The organism is Bradyrhizobium sp. WU425 (assembly GCF_021052305.1).
Classification (GTDB): domain Bacteria; phylum Pseudomonadota; class Alphaproteobacteria; order Rhizobiales; family Xanthobacteraceae; genus Bradyrhizobium; species Bradyrhizobium canariense_D.
In genome coordinates this window covers 3,701,062-3,721,338 of record NZ_CP088089.1, presented here as the reverse complement: position 1 = coordinate 3,721,338, position 20,277 = coordinate 3,701,062, and the positions used below count along the sequence as shown (strand labels likewise).

The window sequence follows — 20,277 nt, the reverse complement described above, 5'->3', positions numbered from 1 at the left end:
CCGGTCCCGGCGATGACCGGGAAAATTTCACGACGGTGCACCGCACTCACGCCTGACGGCTTTGCGCTAGGTGCGTTCTGCCGTTTAATGCGGGCGCGACAACCCGTTCGCACCAGGTGCCCGCCGATGTGGAACCGCCCGAGGTTCGATCTCAAAGTCCGTCTGACGTTGCGCGTGGCCGCGATATCGGCCGCCTGCTTCGCCGTTATCTCCGCCTATTTCCTGATTACGGCCGACCGCGCGGCGCATGCGCGCCTCGACGACATCGCCGCCATCGTCGCCAAGACGCTGGAGCTACAGCAGGGCAAGATCCAGTGGGTCGCCAGCCCGCGCTCGGACTTTCCCAACCTCGACCCCGTTTCGGCCTATGTGATGACGCCCGGCCTGTGCCTGGCATTCCGCGGCACGAGCGGCGACATCCTCCAGCGCTTCTGCAGCGGCGCGCCCGCCCCGGCAAACCCACCGCCGCAAGCCTTCACGGCCTTCTATCGCAGCCTGTTCGACCCCGGCCGCGAAGCGGCACGGCCTGTGATCGTGCGCGGAGCGAAGCTTGGCGACGCCGTGGTCTCGGTCGAGCCGGCCGTGCAGACGGCGGAGGCCTGGCACGAGGCCGGCCGCCTGATGCTGGCGCTGGCGATCGCGCTGCCGCTGCTCTGCGCCCTGGTCTACGCCGCGCTGGCACGCGCGCTGCGCCCCACCCGCATGATCCGCACCGGCCTGGAGCGGATTGCCGCCAACGACCTCACCACGCGGCTGCCGCCGTTCGACCTTGCCGAGCTCTCCGCGATCCGCGACGGCTTCAACCATCTCGCCGAAAGCCTCGAGACCGCACTTGCCGAACGCAGCGAGCTGACGCGGAAGCTGATCGCGCTCCAGGACGAGGAGCGCCGCCATCTCGCGCGCGAGCTGCATGACGAGTTCGGCCAGTCGCTCGCCGCCATCCGGGCGCTCGCCTCCTCCGCCCGCCAGACCGCCGCGCAGGACTGCCCTTCCTTGCTTGGCGAATGCGACGGCATCGCGCGGACCGCAACCGGCATGATGGAGACGTTGCGCGGCACACTGTTCCGGCTGCGGCCGCCGGATGTCGAGGAGCTCGGGCTCGTCGCCAGCCTCGAAGGCCTGGTCGCGGGCTGGAACGGGCGCAGCCGCGGCGAGACGCGCTTCTCGATCCGGTTCGACGGCGCATTCGAGACCCTGCCGGCCACGATCAGCGCCAGCCTCTACCGGATCGTGCAGGAGGCGCTCACCAATGCCGCCAAGCATGCCGTCGCCACGCGGGTCAGCCTGGAATTGACGATGGGGGCGAGCGAGATCGCGCTTGCGATCGACGATGACGGACGCGCGACCGATCCCGTCGCGAAATCCGGAATGGGCCTGCTCGGCATGCGCGAGCGCGTCGCGGCCTTGCGCGGCCAATTGAGCTTCGAGGCCAAGCCGAACGGCGGCTCCGCACTGCGCGTCGTCATTCCGCTCGCAGCCGCCGATCGGCCGCCGCTGGAGCACGCCGCATGAGCGCGGCCGGCGCGACCATTCTGCTGGTCGACGACCATTCCGTCGTCCGCGAGGGCTATCGCTCCGTGCTCCAGAAGCAGCCGGGACTTCGCGTCATCGCCGAAGCCGCCGACGGCGCCGAGGCCTATCGTCTCTACAAATCGGAGGCGCCCGACCTCGTCATCATGGATCTGAGCATGCCCGGCATCGGCGGCATCGAGGCGGTCAGGCGCATCAGGCAGTGGGACAAGGGCGCGAGGATCCTCGTGTTCACCATGCACGAGAATGCCGGCTTTGCCGTGCAGGCGATCCGCGCCGGCGCCAGGGGCTACGTCACCAAGACCAGTCCGCCGGAGACGCTGGTGCGCGCCGTGATGGACGTGCTCGCCGGCAGGATCGCAATCAGCCCCGACATCGACCATGAGCTCGCGCTGAGCCGGCTGGCCGGGGAAAGCTCTGCCGCCGACGTCCTCACGCCGCGCGAATTCGAAGTGCTGCGGCTGCTGCTCGCCGAGAATACGACAGAGGAGATCGCCGAGACGCTCCATGTCAGCCCGAAGACGGTGGCGAACCTGCATTCCCTGATCAAGGACAAGCTCGGCGTCGGATCCGACATCGAGCTGGTCCGGCTGGCGCTGCGCCAGGGCATCTTGACGGAGGTCGATCTCGGCGAGGCCTGATTGCTCAAGCCAGATAGCGCGTGAGATAGCCTTCCATCGCGTAGAGCGCACAAAGCGCAAGGCTCGACCACACGGCGGCGGTGAAATACAGGAACATCCAGGTCAGCTCGCCCTTCCAGTGCGCGATGTCGTGGGTCACGACCCAGCGCGTCGAGACGTCATGCAGGCCTTCGAGGAAGCCGAGCAACCGGTTGCCCTCTTCATACCCTGCCCGCCAGCGGCTGAGATACATCGGCACGTCGACGGTGACGAGGAAGGCCAGAAAGCAGGCGATGCCGACGATGCCGGCAATCAGCGCCCAGCGCACCGGCCCCTGGAATTCCGGCATCAGCCGGCACAGCGCGATGCCCGCGAGGAAGAATGTCACCGCCCACAGCGAGTTCTCGATCGCGTTGAAAAGGAAGTTTGTCGTCACCACCGCATACCAGGAGAAGCACTCCGCGATGATGATGATGGGCACGATCACCCACGCGATGTTCACAACCGTCTCGGCGCCCGTCATGGTCCCGAGTTGATGCAGGATGACCGCCCATTGCGCCGCGAAGCACAGTTCGGCCACGGTCGCGACCGTGCGGCCGACGAAGACGCTGGAGAGCCAGGTGTCGAACAGACAGATTCGCTGCACGTCGGCGCGCGGCAGGAACGAGCGGAAGGCGCAGCCGAAGACATAGCCGGCGCAGAGCAGGAACATCACTCCGATGTCGGAGCCGCCACTGATGCGGCCGGCGGACGTGGGATCGAACGCGCGGTACAGCATGAACCAGGCGAGAATGTTGGCAGCACTGACCAGCGTCAGGGACCCCCACCACCACGCGAGGGGATTTGTCCGCGCCTGCCACTGCAACATGAATCGCTCCGCTGTAATCGATATGACATTCAGTCGTAATAATCCTGTCACACCAACCCACGGAATCACGACTAGAATCTGTGTGCGGCGGAGCTCGTCGCGCACATTTTATCCGCACGGGCAACGCCGGCGTGTCCGGATAGTGGACACAAAATACTATTTTATGAATCTATTGGACAACCGCCCCGACCGGGTTCATTTAATCCTCGATGGCCAAAACCGCGTCCAAACCGATCCGCGCCTCCTCGTCCGCTGCCGCCGTGCTGGCGGACAGCATCGACGACGCCGCGTTCGCGACGACGCTGGCAAAGGGTCTCGTGGTGCTCGAAGCGTTCAAGGCGGGAGCGACGCAGCTCGGCAACATGGAGCTGTCGACGCTGACCGGGATTCCGCGTCCAACGGTGGCGCGGCTGACGCATACGCTCGCCGAGCTCGGCTACCTCCGCTACGATTCCGAACGCGCCAAATATCGCGTCGGCGCGCGCGCCCTTCGCATGGCGCATCCGCTGCTCGCCGACATGCAGTTCCGCCAGGTCGCGCGGCCCATGATGCAGGAGCTCGCGCAAAGCGTGCGCGGCACGGTCTCGATCGGCCTGCTCGATGCGACCTCCATGATCTATGTCGAGACCGCGCGCTCCGGCGACGTCGGCCCGCACGTCCCCGACATCGGCATGCCCATTTCCGTGGTGATGACGGCGATGGGCCGTGCCGCGGCGGCGACCTTGCCGCAGGCCGATGCCGCGCTGCTCGAAGAGCGCATTGCAAGCGAGGACACCGAGCTGTGGTCGGCCTTCCGCGAGACATACCGCGCCGGCCTCGCACAATGCATCAGCCGTGGCTTCTGCACCTGCTTCGGCGAGTACATCGCCTCGATCCATGCCGTCGCCGCGCCGCTGTTTCATGCGCGTGAGGCGAAGCAGGCCTTTTCGATCAATTGCGGCATCCCCGCATTCCGGCTCCAGCCCGGCCAGCTGGAGGGCGAGATCGGCCCGCGCATTGCCGCTCTTGCCGACAGCATCCGCACCATGATTGGGGCGGCACCGGCGACCGAAACACAAAAGCAGAACAAGAAGAGCGCCAGGCGATGAACAAGACAATCGGCGCTCCGCCATCGGGAGGCCACCATGACCATCACACGGCGAACATTTTTGGGCACCCTCGCTCTTTCGATATCCGGACTTCCATTCGCCGCACGCGCTGAGGACGCCTGGCCGTCGCGTATGGTGCGGCTGATCTCGCCTTACGGGCCCGGCGGCTCCAACGACATCTCGCTGCGGCTGCTGGCCGAAGAGTTCGGCCGCAACCTGCACCAGCAGTTCATCGTAGAGAACAAGCCGGGCGCCGGCACCCGCATCGCCAACGACACGGTCGCGCATGCGCCGGGCGACGGCTATACCCTCCTCTATGTCGCGGCGCCCTACGCGACCGCCGAAGCGCTGTTCGGCAAGCTGACCTATGAGCGCAAGGATCTGCAGCCCGTCGCGATGGCTGTGATCGCGCCGCTGTTCCTGATCATCAGCGCGGATGCGCCGTTCAAGACGCTTCCCGAATTGATCGCCTACGGCAAATCGAAGCCGGATGGCCTGACCTTCGCCTCGCCCGGCGCCGGCTCGCAGCCGCATCTTGCCGGCGAACTCCTGTTCAAGGATGCCGGCGTCAAGGGTCTCAACATTCCCTTCCGTGGCGATGCCGCGTCCTACACCGAACTGCTCGCCGGCCGCGTCGATGCCACGCTGACGGCGCTGCCGACCGCACTGCCCTACATCCAGAGCGGCAAGTTCATCGTGCTCGGCGTCGCCTCGGCCGAACGCAGCGCGCTCTATCCGCAAGCGCCGACCCTGCGCGAGCAGGGTTTTCCCAACGTGGCCGCGGCCGGCTGGTACGGTTTCATGGCGCCTTCGACGACGCCGCGGGCCATCGTCGACAAGCTGCAGGCCGAAGTCTTGCGCGCGCTGGCCGAGCCGGTGGTCATGGACAAGCTGACCGCCCAGGGCCTCGAAGTGCGCGCCGGCACCGCGGCCGAGTTCGGTCAGTTCATCGACAACGAAACAAAAAAGTGGACCGGGCTGATCCGCGAGGCCGGTCTCAAGGGCGAGTGACGGTCACGAACAGGGAATGGAAATGAAAAACGTACTTCTCAACCGTGTCCCGGCAGTCGCGATCGTTCTCGCGCTATCGATCCCGGCGGCACAGGCCCAGAAGAAATACGATCCCGGCGCATCCGACACCGAGATCAAGGTCGGCCAGACCGTCCCGCTCAGCGGGCCGGCCTCGGCCTATGCCGTCATCGGCAAGACCCAGGCCGCCTACATGAAGATGATCAACGACCAGGGCGGCGTCAACGGCCGCAAGGTCAATCTGATCCAGTATGACGATGCCTATTCGCCTCCGAAGACGGTTGAGCAGACCCGCAAGCTTGTCGAAAGCGACGAGGTGCTGCTGACCTTCCAGATCATTGGCACGGCGCCCAATGTCGCCGTGCAAAAATATCTCAACGCCAAGAAGGTCCCGCAGCTCTTCGCGGCAACGGGCGCGGCGCGTTTCACCGATCCGAAGAACTTCCCCTGGACCATGGGCTTCAATCCGTCCTACCTCGTCGAGGGCCGGATCTACGCGCAATATCTTCTGAAGAACCATCCGAACGCCAGGATCGGCGTGCTCTATCAGAACGACGATCTCGGCAAGGATTACCTCGCCGGCTTCAAGGCAGGTCTCGGTGACAAAGCGAAGATGATCGTCGCCGAGACGTCCTACGAGATCACCGAGCCGACCATCGACTCGCAGATCCTGCGGTTGAAGGATGCCGGTGCCGACGTGCTGTTCAGCGCCACCACGCCGAAACAGGCCGCGCAGGCGATCAAGAAGGTGGCCGAGATCGGCTGGAAGCCGCTGCACATCATCGACATCAACGCCTCCTCGGTCAGCGCGGTGCTGAAACCTGCCGGACTCGACAACGCCAAGGGCGTCGTCAGCGTCGGTTATGTCAAGGATTCAGCCGATCCCGAATGGAAGGACGATCCCGGCATGAAGCGATATCTCGCCTTCATGGCCAAGTACTACCCGGAGGGCGACAAGGATTCGAACCTGAACGTCTACGGCTATATCACCGCGCAGCTGCTGGTGCAGGTGCTGAAGCAATGCGGCGACGATCTCACGCGCGAGAACGTGATGCGCCAGGCCGCCAGCCTGAACAACATCGCACTCGACCTGACGCTGCCGGGGATCTCGGTGACGACGACGCCGACGGACTATCGCGTCAACAAGCAGTTCCAGATGGTGCAGTTCGACGGCCAGCGCTGGCAGAAACTCGGCGACATCGTCACGGACGACGCGAAGGAATGAAGCGCCCCTCATCCCGAGGGGCGCGCGCCTTGAAGAATGAAGGCTTCACCAATGGTCCTCGTGCTTCGAGGCGGCCGCTCCGCGGCCTCCTCCGCATGAGAGAGGAAGTGGCTGCTCGCCCTACCTCTTCATCCCACTCACATAGGCCGCGAGCTTGTCGAGTGTCTGGTAGCCGTATTCGACGGCACCGAAGTTGATCATGCCGTCGCGCTGCGCCGCGCTCGACGCCAGCTGCCGCATCATCAGAACCGTCTTGCCGTTGCTCTGCTCGGCGAAGGTGACGGTGAAACGGAACATTCCGGGATCCTCGTCCTGGTCGGTACCGTGATCCATCTCCATCAGCGACGGCCGTTCGATGCGGCGAAAGCGCATGCGGTTCGGGTAGACCGTGCCGTCCGGGCCGATCATGTTGAAGCGCCAGACGCCGCCGACCCGCACGTCGATCTCGAAGGTCTCAACCTTGAAGCCCTTCGGGCCGAACCATTGCGGCAGATGCTTCGGGTCGGACCACGCTTCGAACACCAGATCGCGCGGCGCGTCGATCACGCGCGACATCACGATCTCACGGTCGAGCGACCATTGCGACAGCGCGGGATTGGCAGAATTCGTCATCGTCAGGAACCTTTCCGTCTGGTTGTCTTGCCGGTTGTCTTGTCGATCGGCTTGTTACTTGACTTGGTCGCCCGTTTGGCAGCCGCCCGCTCTTTCTTCAGCTTCATCACATAGGTTTCGAAGCGATCGAGCCGCGCCTCCCAGATCGCACGCTGGTGCTGGAACCAGTCCTCCGCAGTGAGGAGCGCGTCAGGACTGAGGCGGCAGGTGCGCACGCGGCCGGATTTCTCCGACAGGACGAGACCGCTCGTCTCCAGCACATGGATGTGCTTCATGAAGCTCGGCAGCGCCATCGCGAAGGGATCGGCGAGTTCGCCGACCGACGCCTCGCCGGCGCAGAGCCGCATCACGATCGCCCGCCGGGTGGGATCGGCAAGGGCCGCGAAAACCTGATCGAGCCGGGATAGTTGGTTAGCCATGGGGCTAACTATAGGGCTGCCATGATCTCGCGTCAACAATTGTAAGCCAATTAGCTAAGTTAATTTTGCCGACTGGTAGCCTGGATGAAGGGAAGCGTAATCGGGGCCGCTCGCTCGGCTGCGGCACTTTCCGGGTTGCGCTTCGCTCCATCCGGGCTAACGGACCATTCGCGCGGAACCCACCACGCGCAATCGTGAATAGGGAGGATCGGCCCTTCCCACTACAAGAGACTGGGGGCGCATCGAATCTTGCGCCAGAGCCGTGTCGTCTGTTGTCACCTCATCGTATCTCACCCGACGGGCGCTCGCCCGGGCCGCGCTCGTTCCCGTTGCGCTTGCATGGCCGCGCGGGGCCGCCGCGGATTCCGACATGATCGCGCAGATGCGCGACATCGTTGCGAACGAACTGACGCCGACCGCGACGCCGGACCAGCCGGGCGGTCTCGCCGCTGCACTTTATGCCGGCAGCCATGTCGAGTACTTCAATTACGGCTTTGCCGACAGCGCCACGCGAAGGCCGGTCACGCCGGACACGCTGTTCAACCTCGGTTCCCTACGCAAGCCGTTTGAGGCGACGCTGGTTGCGCTCGGCACCCTCCGCGGCGAACTGCGGCTCGACGATCGTCTGGCGAAATATCTCCCGGAGCTCACCGGCGACTATGTTCGCCGCATCACTGTCGGCGAACTCGTCACGCACACCTCAGGCATGCTGCTGCCGACCGATCATCCGCCGTGGCCGAGCGACGCGTTTTCCCGCGCGCAGCTCATCGACATGTTCAACAGCTGGAGACCGCAAGCCGGCGAAGTGCCCGGCAAGCAGCGCGTCTACAGCCACGCCGGCTACGTGCTGCTTCAACTCGTGCTCGAGCGCTGTTACGGCGCTCCGATCGCAACCCTGTTTGAACAACACATCCTCAAGCCGATCGGCATGAATGCGACCTCCGTGCCCGAACGCGGCGAGGACAGCCGTGCCGTCATGCACGACGCCTGGATGCAGCTCGCGGTCCAGGGCTACTCGGATCAGGGCATGGCAATCGGCCCCATCGGCAACCAGCAGAGTTATTTTGATTTCCCCGGCACCGGCCAGATGTTTTCTTCGCCGCGGGATCTCGCCGCATTCGTTGCGGCCTGCGTCGATGGGCAGTCGACCGAGCCTCACTTGCGCGAGGCCCTGCGGATGACTCAGCACGAGATCTTCCGCGTCGACGACAAGTTTGGGCAGGGAATGGCCTGGGAGACGGTGCGTCTGCCGGGCGTCACCGTCGTCGACAAGCCGGGTGGGCTCAACAACGCCTCTGGCTATATCGGCCTGGTGCCGGCGCAGCGGATCGGGATCGTCCTGCTCGCCAATCGGGGCGAATATCCGCACGAGATCGCGCGCTACAGGATCCTGCCAGCATTGGCGCATCTGGCGGCATCGCACTGAATCCGCCTAGCGAAAAACAGAAAGCGCCGGCTAAGCCGGGGCTTTCCACGCCAGGTCGGAACGGGAATGCTCAGTACCTGGCAACGACGGGTCCGCCGAACTTATAGTTCACGCCGACGCGCACGATGTTCGATTTGAGATCGACCGAGTGGGTGAAGACGTTGGTCGGAAACGCGCCGCCCAACAGATTGGTGCTGGTCACGGTGCTGCGTCCGAGGTCGACGTAGAGATATTCCGCCTTGAGCGACCAGCCGCCGCCGAAGGCATATTCGGTGCCGACACCTGCGGTCCAGCCGAGGCGTGTGTCGCGGAACGCGGCCGACTCCGTCGCCGCAGCGAACGTGTCCACGAAGTTGAAATTGCCCGTCACCTCGGCGATCGCCGCACCGCCGGTGGCGTAGAGCAGCCAGGTCGGAGCAGCGAGGAAACCGATGCGGCCGCGGATGGTGGCGAGCCAGTCGGCCGAGACCGACGACGACACGGTGAAGCCGGTCGGTGCGCAGCACGGATAGAGCGCCGAACCCGTCGCACTGCCCTTGAAGCCGAAATAGTTGATATCGCCTTCCAGGCCGAGCACGGCGTTGTTGAGTTGCCAGTTATAGCCGGCGGTAAGACCGCCGGTGACGCTGGAGCTGTTGACACGCTGGGCGCCGACTGCAGCAATCGCGGTAACACTGGTGTCCGCGAAATAGCCGGCGGGATCGAACGCGGTCGAGGTGGCCGGATCGGCGCTGCCCCATTGCCCGCCGACATTGCCGCCGACGTAAAAGCCGGTCCAGTTGTAGGCCGTCGCCATCATTGGCGCCTTGGTGTAGTGCGCCGCGAGGTCGGCCGCCTGCACGGATGCGGAGCCCAAAACAACCGCGGCAACCGCCAGCAAAAACTTCTTCATTCCAGTCTCCTTGCCCCGCGCGATTGATCTCGCGTTTCGAATGCGCGGGCGGAAGTTGTCCGGCGCAGATTGGGCATAGGCTGCCGGTCCCTGGCCGTCTTGGGCTGCGGCGAAGTTCATAGGGACTGTGACGTAGTGTGAGCCGTGCGGCACGCGAACGCGTGACGGGTGTGACTGGAGGGCCACGCGTCATCCCTCCTCCGTGACGCGCGACGCACACCACTGTCGCATCGCGACAACCCGCGCGCGATCCGACGCTCCGCGTCTCAGACCGAACGCGTCAGTCCGCCGTCGACGCGGATGTTCTGTCCCGTGATATAGGCCGCGCCGTCGGACGCCAGGAACGAGATCGTCGCGGCGATCTCCTCGACCTTGCCGTAGCGCCGCATCGGCACGCTGTCGCGGCGTGCATCCAGCTGCGGCAGGCTGTCGATCCAGCCCGGCAGCACATTGTTCATCCGGATGTTGTCGGCGGCATGGGTGTCGGTGAAGATCTTCGTGAAGGCGGCGAGGCCACCGCGGAACACCGCAGAGGTCGGAAACATCGCGCTCGGCTCGAACGCCCAGGCGGTCGAGATGTTGATGATGGCTCCGCCGTTTTGCGTTTGCATGATTGGCATCACCAGCCGGGTAGGACGGATCACGTTGAGCAGATAGGTATCGAGGCCGGTGTGCCACTGCTCGTCGGTGATCTCCGTGATCGCCGCCCGGGGCCCATGGCCCGCGCTGTTGACGAGCACGTCGATGCGTCCCCATTTGGCCATCGCGCCATCGACAAGCCGCTTCAGATCGTCGTTCGATTTGTTGGAACCGGTGACCCCCAACCCGCCGAGCTCGGCTGCCAGCGCCTCGCCCTTGCCGGAGGAGGACAGGATGGCGACGCGAAAGCCGTCGGCTGCGAGCCGGCGCGCAGCCCCAGCCCCCATGCCGCTGCCGCCGGCGGTCACGAGTGCGACCTTCTCTGCTGCCATCTCTGCTGCCATGAGCGATCATCCTTTGATATCGTGGAGGCGAGCCGTGGGCCCGGCCTATCATGAGGCCTTCTACCGCCGGACCGGCCGGAAGGTCCACCGTCGAAGGCGACTTGAAAGATGAGCGATTTGGAGATCCGCAATTTGCGCCCCGAGGAGATCGCCATCGCCGTCGACTGGGCCGCGGCCGAGGGCTGGAATCCGGGCCTCTCCGACGCCGCCTGTTTCGCGATCCCGGACGCGAAGGGCTTCTTCGTCGGCGAGATCGACGGCGAGCCGGTCGCGACCGTCTCCTGCGTCAACTACGACGATCGCTTCGCGTTTCTCGGCTTCTACATCGTGCGATCGGGTTTTCGCGACAGAGGCCACGGCCTGCGCATGTGGAACGCGGCGATCGCGCATGCGGGCGCTCGCGTGATCGGCCTCGACGGCGTCGTAGCACAGCAGGACAATTACAGAAAGTCCGGCTTCCAGCTTGCTCACGCCAATGTCCGCTATGGCGGCTTCGTCGCCGCGCCATCGAGGCCGCCCGCCGATGTCGTTGCGCTCGACACGATCCCGCTCGCGCTCGTTGAAGCCGACGATGCAACGGTTTTTCCGGCTCCGCGCAGTGCCTTCCTGCGTGCCTGGATCGGCACATCAGGACATGTCGGGCGCGCGCTGCTGCGCGACGGCAAGCTCGCTGCATGGGGCGTGATCCGGCCGTGCCGGATCGGCCGCAAGATCGGCCCGCTCGTCGCCGACGACCGCGCGGCGGCGGAAGCGATCGTGCAGGCCTTGCTGGAAAGCGCAAACGGCGGCGAGATCTTCCTCGACGTCCCCGCCGTCAATCGCGAGGCGATTGCGCCTGTGGAATCACTCGGGCTGAAGCCGGTGTTCGAGACGGCGCGGATGTACACGGGGCCGATCGCGCCGCTGCGGACCGACCGCGTCTTCGGCGTGACCAGTTTCGAGCTGGGCTAGCTCAGTAGCAGCGCATGATGTTGACGGTGTGCTCGCCGCCGCCGCGGCCGGGCACAGTCACCTGCTCCGTCGGACAGCTCGGCACGTAGGGCCGGTCGGACGGCACCACGTTGGGCGGGAAGCGATGCGTCCAATCCCAGGGAACGTCGTACGTATAGGTGTAGCGCACGTCGCTGGAGACGGGTTGGGCGGTCTCGGCGAAAGGCTGGCCGTAGCCAGCATTGTCATAGTAGAACCCGCCGCCGCCCGGCCAGTAGACCCAGGGCGTGTTGCGGCCACGGAACCTGGCGCCCGGCGCAATCGGCGGACGCGCCGCCGGACCGGAAGGCGTGGCGGCATGCGCGACGGTGCCACCGGGCCTGGCAAAACCGACGCTGGGGGCAAGGAGCAGCGCGGCTGCGCTGAGCGAGGCGAGCAACGCCCCAAATGATCTCGACATCATGATACGCACCAACTCGTTTGGCTTCGCGAATAGCGGCTCCCCACCGCACGCTAGGCCGGGCTGTCGCCCACCCGCAAACGTATAATTAATTATTGGTTAAGGCACGGGATGAACAGGGAACAAGCTGCGGCAAGACGCCCGGGATTCCGGCTGATGTCGCTCGTGTTCCCGGGAAACGGACTTCATAACCAGTTGATCGGAGTTGATCGCTTCGGCCGACAACACCCGGAACGCTCCCGCACTGCGGTCGTTGGCTCCCGACACCAGCAAGGAGCATCTCCAATGCAGAACAAATCGAAACTCCTCTGCCTGATCACGGCTTCCCTCGTCGCGGGCACGACGGCCGCCTCGGCCCAGGGCTATGATTGGAACGGATCCCGCGCGGGTTGGGATCGCACCGCCCCCGCTTACCAACCGGTTCAGCCACGCGCGTACTATCCTGATGTGGCCGGACCTTACAGTGCGCTCAACGGCACCAACCATCCCGCGCCGAGCTCGACGCAGGGCGATGTCGGCCCGGAGGGCAACAACAACGGCACCCTGACCGGCGTCTATCGCAGCTGGTAACGCCCGCTCACGATGAGGCCCATCGTCCATCACGGACGATGGGCCTTCGTGCGTCAGCGGCCCTGCTGCTTGCGTAGCCAGTCCAGCATGTCCTGTGGATTTCCGGTGCCCTGCGTCACAATGGCGGTGTTGCCGCCGCTGCGACGATAGACCGTCGTGCGCCCAGGCTCCTTCTCGATCTTGACCTCAGCCTGCGCCGGATCGCCGCTCTGGGTGATGACGGACGTGCCGTTCTCGTCCTGAACCATCGTGGTGTGGCCGTCACCTGACTCGCCGGCTCCGGCCGGCCTCGCTGCCATTGCCATCATGATGCTCATTCCTGCTGCAAGTACGATGAACCTCATATTGCACCTCACCTTCTGATCACCGGCTGAACTGAAATATCGACAGCCAGTTGAAGCGCCCGAATTGTCGCACCGTTCCCGTGTTCATATCGCCGATCTGGAGCAGGAGGGCATTGGTGGAATTGCCGACCTGAGTGATATCGGCGATGTTGCTCACACCCGACTGACCGATCGCCAAATTGGTGGTGCCACCCACCTGGATCACATCGACATAATTTCGCGTGCCGTTCTGGATGATCGTCGCATCGACCGTTCCCGTGCCACCGATCTGGATGACACGCGCAATATTGATGCTGCTGTTCTCCTCGATCGTGACCGGCTGGACGTCGTTGCCGAATTGCACGATCGTTTCGATGCTCACGTTCCGGTTCGTCACGCCGCGCTGGACAGATCCGGCGGATGCCTCGAACGCGACGCTGACGGCGGCGAGCAATGCCGCCAATGCCAGGAGCAGTCTACCGCATATCATTGCCTTGCCCCCATTGCATTTCTGACGACGCTGAGGTCGCGCCCAACTCAATGGCTATTCTGGACAACAGTCGCCGAGTTGAACGCACCGAACTGGGACAGGAAACTGCTGGTCGACTGGCCGGCCTGGCCGACAAACGCGACATTGTTCACGCCCGCCTGCCCGACCGATGCCGACGTCGTCCCGCCGAATTGCAGGATTCCGGTCGCGTTGTTCGTGCCGTTTTGAGTGACGGTCGCGCTGGTGCTGCTGCCTATCATGAACACGCCGGCCATGTTGAGTTGACTGTTCTGGTTCAGCACGACCGGCGGGCCGCCGAGCGACACGTGGGTCTTGATGTCGGCGGTCTGGGCACCGGCCGATCCGGCGCCTATGCAACACAAGGTGAGAAACGCGCCGCAGGCGGCGCCGGAAAAATGTCTCATGACATGCCTCGCGACTGAAAATGGATTTGCGATCAAGGAGTCTGCTGCAAAATCGTCGAGCCGTTCAGGATTCCGAGCTGTCCGACGGCCGCCGCGTTGTTCGCGCCGATCTGGCCGATCAGGCTCGAATTGGAGCCACCGGCCTGGCCGAGTAACGCGGTGTTGGACGCCGTCGCGGTGGTGCCGCCCTGCCCGATCACTGAGGTGTTGACGGTCAGGAGCGAGCCCGTCTGCAGGGTGGTCGCAGTATTGGTGGCGCCGAATTGCATCGTGGTGGCGCTGTTGTTGGTGCCGCCACTCTGCGAGATGAAGGAGTTGTTGGTGGTGCCGAATTGCAGCACGCTGGCCGAGTTGCCGGCCTGGGCATCGACAGCGGTCAGCAAGCCGAACGCGACGATCGTGGCAACGAGATATTTTTGATGCATGACATTTCCTCCGCGAAAGTCGGCGGACAAGCTCTCACCGAGTCGTCCCGCCCGAGGCGGTGCTTTCAAGGATGGCGCGGACGCGCCGCAGATGACGCGTCCGGCCAAACGGGGCTGGCTTAGTGCGCCGTCTGCGAGACGGTGCTGCTGTTGACGCCGAACACGCTGAGCTGTCCGACGGCGGCGGCGTTGTTCTGAAGCGCGGCAGGCCCGAACGAGTTCTGGGTAATCGCGCTGCCGTTGTTGCCGAACGCCACTTGGCCGGTCGTCGCCGAGTTCTGCACGCCAACCTGGTTGACCGTGCTGCCGTTGTTGAGCGAGGCCGCGCTGGTGCCCTGCATCGTGGTCGCGCTGTTGATGATGCCGAGCTGGCTGGTCGACGAGCTGTCGTTGGTGAGGCCCTGCTGCGAGACGCTGGAACCGTTCACGACGCCCACTTGCACCGTGGTCGCAGTGTTGGCGGCCTGCGCGGCGGAGGAGAGGGCGAGCACGGCAACGGAAGCAAAAAACAATTTGCGCATGGAATATCCTTTCTGGCTAAGATCTCTGACTGGGTTCGGATGCCGTCTTGGAGGAGGCCGACATCGCAGGACCGACTTTGAACCGATCGTGCTGCGTGCGACAGACTGCAGTTCATGCTAATCGGTACGGACTAGACGTTGCGCGGCGCCTTGGTGCCTGCGGCACTAGCTGTACGGTTGTCCCGTGCCGGTTCGTGTCGTCTCTTCTTCGCGTCCCATGCTGTCGACCAACCGCACCACCTCGATCGGCGAGCGAAGCTCCAGTTTTCGCATCATCCTGGTGCGATGGACCTTGGCCGTCACTTCGCTCACCCCGAGCCTCGCCGCGATCTGCTTGGCGACGAGACCTTCGGCCATCAACAGCATGATCTCCCGCTCCCTCGCCGTCAGCGTCTCGACGCGCTGGCGCGCTTCGCGCACGCTATCTTCGCGTTCGAGCCGCCTGCGGTCGCGCTCGATGCCGTGCCTGATCGCGTCGAGGATCTCCTGTTCGCGAAAGGGTTTTGGAAGAAACTCGACTGCGCCGCGCTTCATGGCCTCGACCGAGACGCGGACGTCGGAATGGCCGCTGATGAAGACGATCGGGATAAGCACGCCCGTCTCGGCGAGCCGGCGCTGAAGCTCGAGGCCGGTCGGCGCCGTGCCGGGAAAGCGGACGTCGAGCACAAGGCATGAAGGCCCGCCGGAAATAGTCTCCCCGAGAAACTCGTCGGTCGACGCAAACAATTTCACCTGATGCCCGGTCTCCTCGCAGAGACTTCCTATCGCGGTTCGAATCTGGATCTCGTCGTCAATGACATAAACTGTGGCTTGACCTGAACTCATGGAAACGGGCTCCCCGGATTGGGGCTCGATGAACAAGCAACGAGCCATCCATTCTTCTTGCAAGCGAGATCAAGGTGCTCGGATGAATTCGCGGGGATCGAGCGAGTCGCTCCGATCCGCCGCTTCGACGTCTTAGGCCCAACACCCGTTCAAGACGAGTGAAGGTGTTCACACATCGGGTTTCGTGATTGCGGGGATGCGCCCTCGCGACCTGCGGCATCATGGCGAGGCGCGATATCGGCAATGCTGCGATTGGGAATGCGACGACCGGAAACGCGACGATCTGGCGTGGGAACTTCGGTATCGCCGAGTGCGTCATGGCGTCGCCACCCACGTGCCGACTTGAACGCCGGGCGCTGGCCGCTTCGGCCAGAGCAGACGAGACGTTCAGTCAGCTTGTCGAGTTCGATACCGCGCGCGTCATATCGATACGCTCCGTATGCATTTCGGGCAAGTCGTGAAAAATAGCACCCGCGGACTTTACTTCTGGATCATCAAGCGCACCCGACCGTCGCCCCGGCAGCGGCGACACACTGACGATCGCCCGCGTTTTTCAAGATTTACAACCATAGCGGGTTTACAACCATAGCGCGATCTCTGCCTTTGCCGCCAACGATGCCATTTCAAGAGGCGGGTTTTTGATATGCGATTTGTGCCAGTTATTGCCTTGCTCGGAACTGCATGTGGCCTCGCCGCGGTCTACGCCGCGGGGCCGGCCGTCATCACCGACGCGGCCGGGGCCGCGGCGCAGAAGGCGGCCCTTGCCTACGCATCGAGCCAACGGCTGCTCAGACCCGTGGGGCTGGAAGCACGGAGCTTCGGATCGGACGCCCCCGTATTCCGCTTTGCCTCAATCCAGCGCGGCAGCATCGAGCAGACCATCACCGTCACCGGAGCCCTGCAGCCGGTCAAGACGATCGAGGTGGGTTCCCAGCTGTCCGGGCAGCTCGCCCGGGTCTATGTCGATTTCAACGACACGGTCAGCAAGGATCAGCCGCTCGCCCTGATCGATCCGCGCAGCTTTGCGGCCAAGGTCGACGAAGCCCGGGCCTCTCTGGCCGTTGCCAATTCTCTGGTCGACGTCGCACGGGCCAAGCTCGATCGCACCAGGATCGATCTGCAAAACGCAAGGGGTAGCCGGGACGTGCTCGCCGCCAAGCTCGAGAGTGCCCAGGCAGTCAAGAGCTCGGCGCAAAAGACCTTGCAGCGGAAGCAGGCACTCCAGTCGCAAAACGTGGTGGCCACGACGACGGTCGACGACGCGCAGACGGAGTTCACCGCGCGTCTGGCCCAGGAACGCGAGGCCGAGGTTCTGATGTCCCTCAACTCCTATGCAGTGGATGGGGCGCAGGCCGACGTCCGCCGGATCGAGGCGGAATTGCAGCAGGCACGCATGGCCGTGCCGGAAAAGGCGGCCGTTCTCGCTGCGGCCCAGGCCGATCTCGACCGCACCGTGATCCGCTCGCCGATCGATGGCGTCGTCGTCGGCAGGTTCGTCAACGAGGGCCAGACGCTCGCGGTCGGACTGGAATCGCGCACCACGTTCGTGGTCGCGCATCGACTGGAGGACATGGAAATCCACGCGCAGGTCGACGAAGCCGATATCGGACGCATCGCCCCCGACCAGCGCGCGCATTTCACGGTGGATGCCTACCCGGACCGTCGCTTCGAGGCGGTGGTGCGGCAGGTGCGCAAGGCACCGCAGAACCAGCAGCACGTCGTGACCTACACCGTCGTCCTGGCCACCTCCAATCTCGACGGCGCGTTGCTGCCCGGCATGACCGCCCTGGTAAAGATCGTGATCGAGCGGCAGGACGACGTGCTGAAAGTGCCGCTTGCTGCATTGCGCTTCCAGCCCTCGGGCACGCGGCCGGACGCCGCGGCGCGCAGCGCCGTGTGGGCGCGCACCGCCAGCGGCTCACTCCGGCGTATTCCGGTGACCGTCGGCGCGGCCGGCACCGAACAGGTCGCACTCAGGAGCGGAGACCTCGTCGAGGGCAGCCAGGTCGCCGTGGGTCAGGCCATCCGGCCGGCCGGCATGGAATTTCTCGGCATAAGGTTCGGATCATGACGGCCCTCCCGCCCCTCATCAGCCTGCAGTCGGTCTCCAGGACCTATCGCGCCGACGGAGTAGCGGTGACTGCGGTGCGCAATGTCAGCTTCGACATCGAACGAGGCGAGATCGTCGCGGTGATGGGACCCTCGGGCTCCGGAAAATCGACGCTGATGAACATGATCGGGCTGCTCGACCTGCCGAGCGAGGGCGCGCTCTATCTCGAGGGAGCCGACGTCGCCGATCTCTCGGAAGACCACCGGTCGTCCCTGCGCGCCCGCAGCATCGGCTTCGTATTCCAGTCCTACAATCTGCTCGCTCGCCACAATGCGATTGAGAACGTCGCGCTGCCGCTGGTCTATTGCGGCATCAGCCGCAAGGAACGCCTGGCCCGCGCCGAGCAGAGCCTGGAGGCCGTCGGCATGGTGCACCGGGCCCACCACTTCCCGCGACAGCTCTCGGGCGGTGAGCAGCAGCGCGTCGCGATCGCGCGCGCCCTGATCGCCTCCCCGCTGATCGTGCTCGCCGACGAGCCGACCGGCGCGCTCGACAGCCGTACCGGCGCCGAGATACTGGCCCTGTTCGCCGCGCTGAACCGGTCCGGCCAGACCATCGTGATGATCACGCATGACCCCGGCATCGCGACCCAGTGCCGGCGCACGATCCGCCTGCACGACGGCGAGCTCGTCGCTGACGAAACGCTGGTCCCGATCCTGCCGAAACGGAACGCTGCGCCATGACCATGCTCCAGGGCTTTCAAATCGCTTTGCACGCGTTGCGCCTCAATCCGTTGCGCAGCATCCTCACCATGCTCGGCATCGTGATCGGCGTCGCCTCGATCGTGACGGTGTTTGCGATCGGGTCCGGCGCGCAGCTTCGCCTGCAGGAGCAGATCCGCTCGATCGGCGCCAACGTGCTGATGATCAACCCCGGTGCGGTCTACCAGGGCGGCGTGCGCCTCAAGGATGGCAGCAAGCTGACCATGACCGAGAGCGACGTGCAGGCGATCCTCGAGCAGATCCCCGAGATCCAGGCAGCGGCCGGCTCGATTGCAGGAACGGCCCAGGTCATTCACGAGAGCAAGAACTGGAACACGACGATCAACGGGACGACGACCGGGCACTTCATGGTGCGCGACTGGCAGCTTGCGACCGGGCGCTATTTTTCCGGCAGCGAGGAGGCAGGCGCCGGCAAGGTCGTGATCCTCGGCAGCACGGTGGCGCATGAGCTGTTCGCGCCCGGCGAAGACCCGATCGGCGCACAGATCAGGATCATGAAGGTGCCGCTCGAAGTGGTCGGCGTTCTCGATCGCAAGGGACCGGCGCAGGACGACGTCGCCTTCGTGCCGCTCACCACGGCCAAGCTGCGCTTCCTCGGCAGCGCAAGCAACATCAACCGGGATTCGGTCGCCTATATCATCGCCAAGGTGGCCGCGGACGGACAGATGGCGGGGGCGCGAACGGAGATCGAAAACCTGCTGCGGCAGCGCCACCGCATTCCCGCTGGCCAGGAGGACGACTTCAAGGTCCAGGATCCGGCCGCCGCCATGGAAGCGCAGCAGGGAGCGATCCGCACCGTCGCGCTCCTGCTCGTCGCCATCGCCTCGGTCTCGCTGCTCGTTGGCGGCATCAGCATCATGAACGTCATGATCGTTTCGGTCACCGAGCGCACGCGCGAGATCGGAATCCGCCGCGCGCTTGGCGGGCGGATGCGGGACATCCGTCTTCAGTTTCTCTGCGAGGCCCTCGTGCTCTGCCTGCTCGGCGGCGCGATCGGCGTCGGTGCCGGCGTCACGCTCTCGATGACGGTCGCTCGCATGGCAGGATGGATCACCTCGATCGACGGTCAGGCGATCGGCCTTGCCCTCGCCTTCTCGATCGCGACCGGCCTGATCTTCGGCTTTTATCCCGCCCACAAGGCATCCAAGCTCAGCCCGATCGAGGCACTCAAGACGGAGTGAGAATATGCTGGAGTGTTCGCATCGACCAATGGCCACGGAGGAGCAGTTATGAGTCCGGATCCGAAATATTCGATCACACCAACGCCACGCGAGCGGGACCTGATGACGCTGATCGCCCGCGGAATGCAGAACAAGAACATCGCGTACGAGCTCAAGATCTCGGAGAACACGGTGCGGGCGCATATCGGCAACATCATGCGCAAATACCGCCTTCAGAACCGGACCCAGATCGCGATCATCTTTGCCCTGCAGGCGGCGCCGCCATCGCTTCGCCGCAACCTGGCCAATGGCGGCCGCAATTCCACGACGGCCGCGCCGGCCAAGGCGGTCGCTCAGAATACGCCGGTGCCGACGGCACCGGATTGACCGCTCGGCCACAATCCCTTGCGTCATTTCTGGCGAAACACCCAAGTCCGGGGTCAACGCAACGGCGACAAAATATTTCTCTTTATTAGAATTCGGATTTTTGTTAGGAATTTCTCAACCCGGCCCAAGGAAGAGGGGCGTATCGCGATCGTCACGAACGCGGGCCGGACGGCGGTGGACGTTAGTCACATCGGCGCGAATGGCTTCGCAGGGCGGCTAACCGTGAGCGAAGGCGTC

At 64.5% G+C, this 20,277-nt stretch carries 24 protein-coding genes; 12 read left to right on the top strand and 12 right to left on the bottom strand.

Going from position 1 to position 20,277, the window contains the following annotated elements; all coding sequences use genetic code 11:
• Window positions 1-126: 126 nt before the first annotated feature.
• Window positions 127-1,512 carry a HAMP domain-containing sensor histidine kinase gene (locus tag BcanWU425_RS18040; protein WP_018455245.1) on the top strand — a complete coding sequence of 462 codons (1,386 nt, stop codon included), beginning with the start codon at window positions 127-129 and terminating at the stop codon, window positions 1,510-1,512.
• Window positions 1,509-2,171, top strand: coding sequence for a response regulator (locus BcanWU425_RS18035; protein WP_085384464.1), 663 nt, complete (start codon window positions 1,509-1,511; stop codon window positions 2,169-2,171). Before BcanWU425_RS18040 ends, BcanWU425_RS18035 begins: the two co-directional genes overlap by 4 nt.
• A 4-nt stretch (window positions 2,172-2,175) precedes the next feature.
• Here BcanWU425_RS18035 and BcanWU425_RS18030 read toward each other — a convergent pair whose 3' ends face one another.
• Entirely contained in the window at window positions 2,176-3,018 is an 843-nt protein-coding gene (locus tag BcanWU425_RS18030; protein WP_204511428.1) for a hypothetical protein, read from the bottom strand.
• A gap of 209 nt (window positions 3,019-3,227) precedes the next feature.
• Between BcanWU425_RS18030 and BcanWU425_RS18025 the strand changes: the two genes are divergently transcribed.
• The 3 genes from BcanWU425_RS18025 to BcanWU425_RS18015 are packed head-to-tail and all read left to right on the top strand — an operon-like array spanning window position 3,228 to window position 6,360.
• Complete coding sequence (locus BcanWU425_RS18025; protein ID WP_204511429.1) at window positions 3,228-4,106, top strand: IclR family transcriptional regulator; 879 nt, start codon at window positions 3,228-3,230, stop codon at window positions 4,104-4,106.
• 36 nt (window positions 4,107-4,142) lie between these two features.
• The gene (locus BcanWU425_RS18020; RefSeq protein ID WP_204511430.1) at window positions 4,143-5,117 is read left to right on the top strand and encodes a Bug family tripartite tricarboxylate transporter substrate binding protein; all 975 of its coding nucleotides are present in this window, start codon (window positions 4,143-4,145) and stop codon (window positions 5,115-5,117) included.
• Between the two features lie 22 nt (window positions 5,118-5,139).
• Entirely contained in the window at window positions 5,140-6,360 is a 1,221-nt protein-coding gene (locus tag BcanWU425_RS18015) for an ABC transporter substrate-binding protein (protein ID WP_204511431.1), read from the top strand.
• Between the two features lie 120 nt (window positions 6,361-6,480).
• Here BcanWU425_RS18015 and BcanWU425_RS18010 read toward each other — a convergent pair whose 3' ends face one another.
• Together BcanWU425_RS18010 and BcanWU425_RS18005 are read right to left on the bottom strand one after the other, a co-directional pair.
• Window positions 6,481-6,972, bottom strand: coding sequence for an SRPBCC family protein (locus BcanWU425_RS18010; protein ID WP_204511432.1), 492 nt, complete (start codon window positions 6,970-6,972; stop codon window positions 6,481-6,483).
• Between the two features lie 2 nt (window positions 6,973-6,974).
• Complete coding sequence (locus BcanWU425_RS18005) at window positions 6,975-7,391, bottom strand: ArsR/SmtB family transcription factor (RefSeq protein ID WP_204511433.1); 417 nt, start codon at window positions 7,389-7,391, stop codon at window positions 6,975-6,977.
• A gap of 370 nt (window positions 7,392-7,761) precedes the next feature.
• On the opposite strand from BcanWU425_RS18005, the gene BcanWU425_RS18000 reads away from it, so the two are divergent.
• Window positions 7,762-8,817, top strand: coding sequence for a serine hydrolase (locus BcanWU425_RS18000; protein WP_204511434.1), 1,056 nt, complete (start codon window positions 7,762-7,764; stop codon window positions 8,815-8,817).
• A gap of 70 nt (window positions 8,818-8,887) precedes the next feature.
• Here the strand turns inward: BcanWU425_RS18000 and BcanWU425_RS17995 are convergent, their stop codons facing one another.
• A complete protein-coding gene (locus BcanWU425_RS17995) occupies window positions 8,888-9,709 on the bottom strand; it encodes an outer membrane protein (RefSeq protein ID WP_204511435.1) in 822 nt (273 codons plus the stop codon).
• 266 nt (window positions 9,710-9,975) lie between these two features.
• Window positions 9,976-10,680 (bottom strand): SDR family oxidoreductase, encoded by a 705-nt coding sequence (locus tag BcanWU425_RS17990; RefSeq protein WP_204513946.1) that lies wholly within the window; start codon window positions 10,678-10,680, stop codon window positions 9,976-9,978.
• Window positions 10,681-10,800: 120 nt separating this feature from the next.
• Between BcanWU425_RS17990 and BcanWU425_RS17985 the strand changes: the two genes are divergently transcribed.
• Entirely contained in the window at window positions 10,801-11,643 is an 843-nt protein-coding gene (locus BcanWU425_RS17985) for a GNAT family N-acetyltransferase (RefSeq protein ID WP_204511436.1), read from the top strand.
• Window position 11,644: 1 nt separating this feature from the next.
• On the opposite strand, the gene BcanWU425_RS17980 is transcribed toward BcanWU425_RS17985, so the two are convergent.
• Window positions 11,645-12,085, bottom strand: coding sequence for a hypothetical protein (locus BcanWU425_RS17980; protein WP_026232911.1), 441 nt, complete (start codon window positions 12,083-12,085; stop codon window positions 11,645-11,647).
• Between the two features lie 282 nt (window positions 12,086-12,367).
• Here BcanWU425_RS17980 and BcanWU425_RS17975 point away from each other — a divergent pair, with 282 nt between their 5' ends.
• Complete coding sequence (locus BcanWU425_RS17975) at window positions 12,368-12,652, top strand: hypothetical protein (protein ID WP_018455258.1); 285 nt, start codon at window positions 12,368-12,370, stop codon at window positions 12,650-12,652.
• Between the two features lie 53 nt (window positions 12,653-12,705).
• Here BcanWU425_RS17975 and BcanWU425_RS17970 read toward each other — a convergent pair whose 3' ends face one another.
• The 6 genes from BcanWU425_RS17970 to BcanWU425_RS17945 form a co-directional block, all read right to left on the bottom strand.
• Window positions 12,706-12,996, bottom strand: coding sequence for a hypothetical protein (locus tag BcanWU425_RS17970; RefSeq protein ID WP_204511437.1), 291 nt, complete (start codon window positions 12,994-12,996; stop codon window positions 12,706-12,708).
• Window positions 12,997-13,015: 19 nt separating this feature from the next.
• Window positions 13,016-13,429, bottom strand: coding sequence for a curlin (locus BcanWU425_RS17965; RefSeq protein WP_268738949.1), 414 nt, complete (start codon window positions 13,427-13,429; stop codon window positions 13,016-13,018).
• Between the two features lie 83 nt (window positions 13,430-13,512).
• Window positions 13,513-13,890: a curlin gene (locus BcanWU425_RS17960; protein ID WP_204513947.1), complete on the bottom strand. Its 378-nt coding sequence runs from the start codon at window positions 13,888-13,890 to the stop codon at window positions 13,513-13,515.
• Window positions 13,891-13,922: 32 nt separating this feature from the next.
• Complete coding sequence (locus BcanWU425_RS17955) at window positions 13,923-14,315, bottom strand: curlin (protein WP_204511438.1); 393 nt, start codon at window positions 14,313-14,315, stop codon at window positions 13,923-13,925.
• A gap of 119 nt (window positions 14,316-14,434) precedes the next feature.
• Entirely contained in the window at window positions 14,435-14,836 is a 402-nt protein-coding gene (locus BcanWU425_RS17950; RefSeq protein WP_018455265.1) for a hypothetical protein, read from the bottom strand.
• Window positions 14,837-15,001: 165 nt separating this feature from the next.
• On the bottom strand, window positions 15,002-15,661 hold the full coding sequence (locus tag BcanWU425_RS17945) for a response regulator transcription factor (RefSeq protein ID WP_018455266.1): 660 nt from the start codon (window positions 15,659-15,661) through the stop codon (window positions 15,002-15,004).
• Between the two features lie 643 nt (window positions 15,662-16,304).
• Between BcanWU425_RS17945 and BcanWU425_RS17940 the strand changes: the two genes are divergently transcribed.
• Genes BcanWU425_RS17940 through BcanWU425_RS17925 form a run of 4 tightly spaced genes read left to right on the top strand, consistent with a single transcriptional unit; the run spans window position 16,305 to window position 20,040 of the window.
• On the top strand, window positions 16,305-17,732 hold the full coding sequence (locus BcanWU425_RS17940) for an efflux RND transporter periplasmic adaptor subunit (protein ID WP_085351325.1): 1,428 nt from the start codon (window positions 16,305-16,307) through the stop codon (window positions 17,730-17,732).
• Window positions 17,729-18,454, top strand: a complete 726-nt coding sequence (locus tag BcanWU425_RS17935; RefSeq protein ID WP_204511439.1) for an ABC transporter ATP-binding protein — start codon at window positions 17,729-17,731, stop codon at window positions 18,452-18,454. The genes BcanWU425_RS17940 and BcanWU425_RS17935 overlap by 4 nt, the downstream gene beginning before the upstream one ends.
• Window positions 18,451-19,674: an ABC transporter permease gene (locus BcanWU425_RS17930; RefSeq protein ID WP_106944263.1), complete on the top strand. Its 1,224-nt coding sequence runs from the start codon at window positions 18,451-18,453 to the stop codon at window positions 19,672-19,674. Before BcanWU425_RS17935 ends, BcanWU425_RS17930 begins: the two co-directional genes overlap by 4 nt.
• A 48-nt stretch (window positions 19,675-19,722) precedes the next feature.
• Complete coding sequence (locus BcanWU425_RS17925; protein ID WP_204511440.1) at window positions 19,723-20,040, top strand: response regulator transcription factor; 318 nt, start codon at window positions 19,723-19,725, stop codon at window positions 20,038-20,040.
• Window positions 20,041-20,277: the final 237 nt, after the last annotated feature.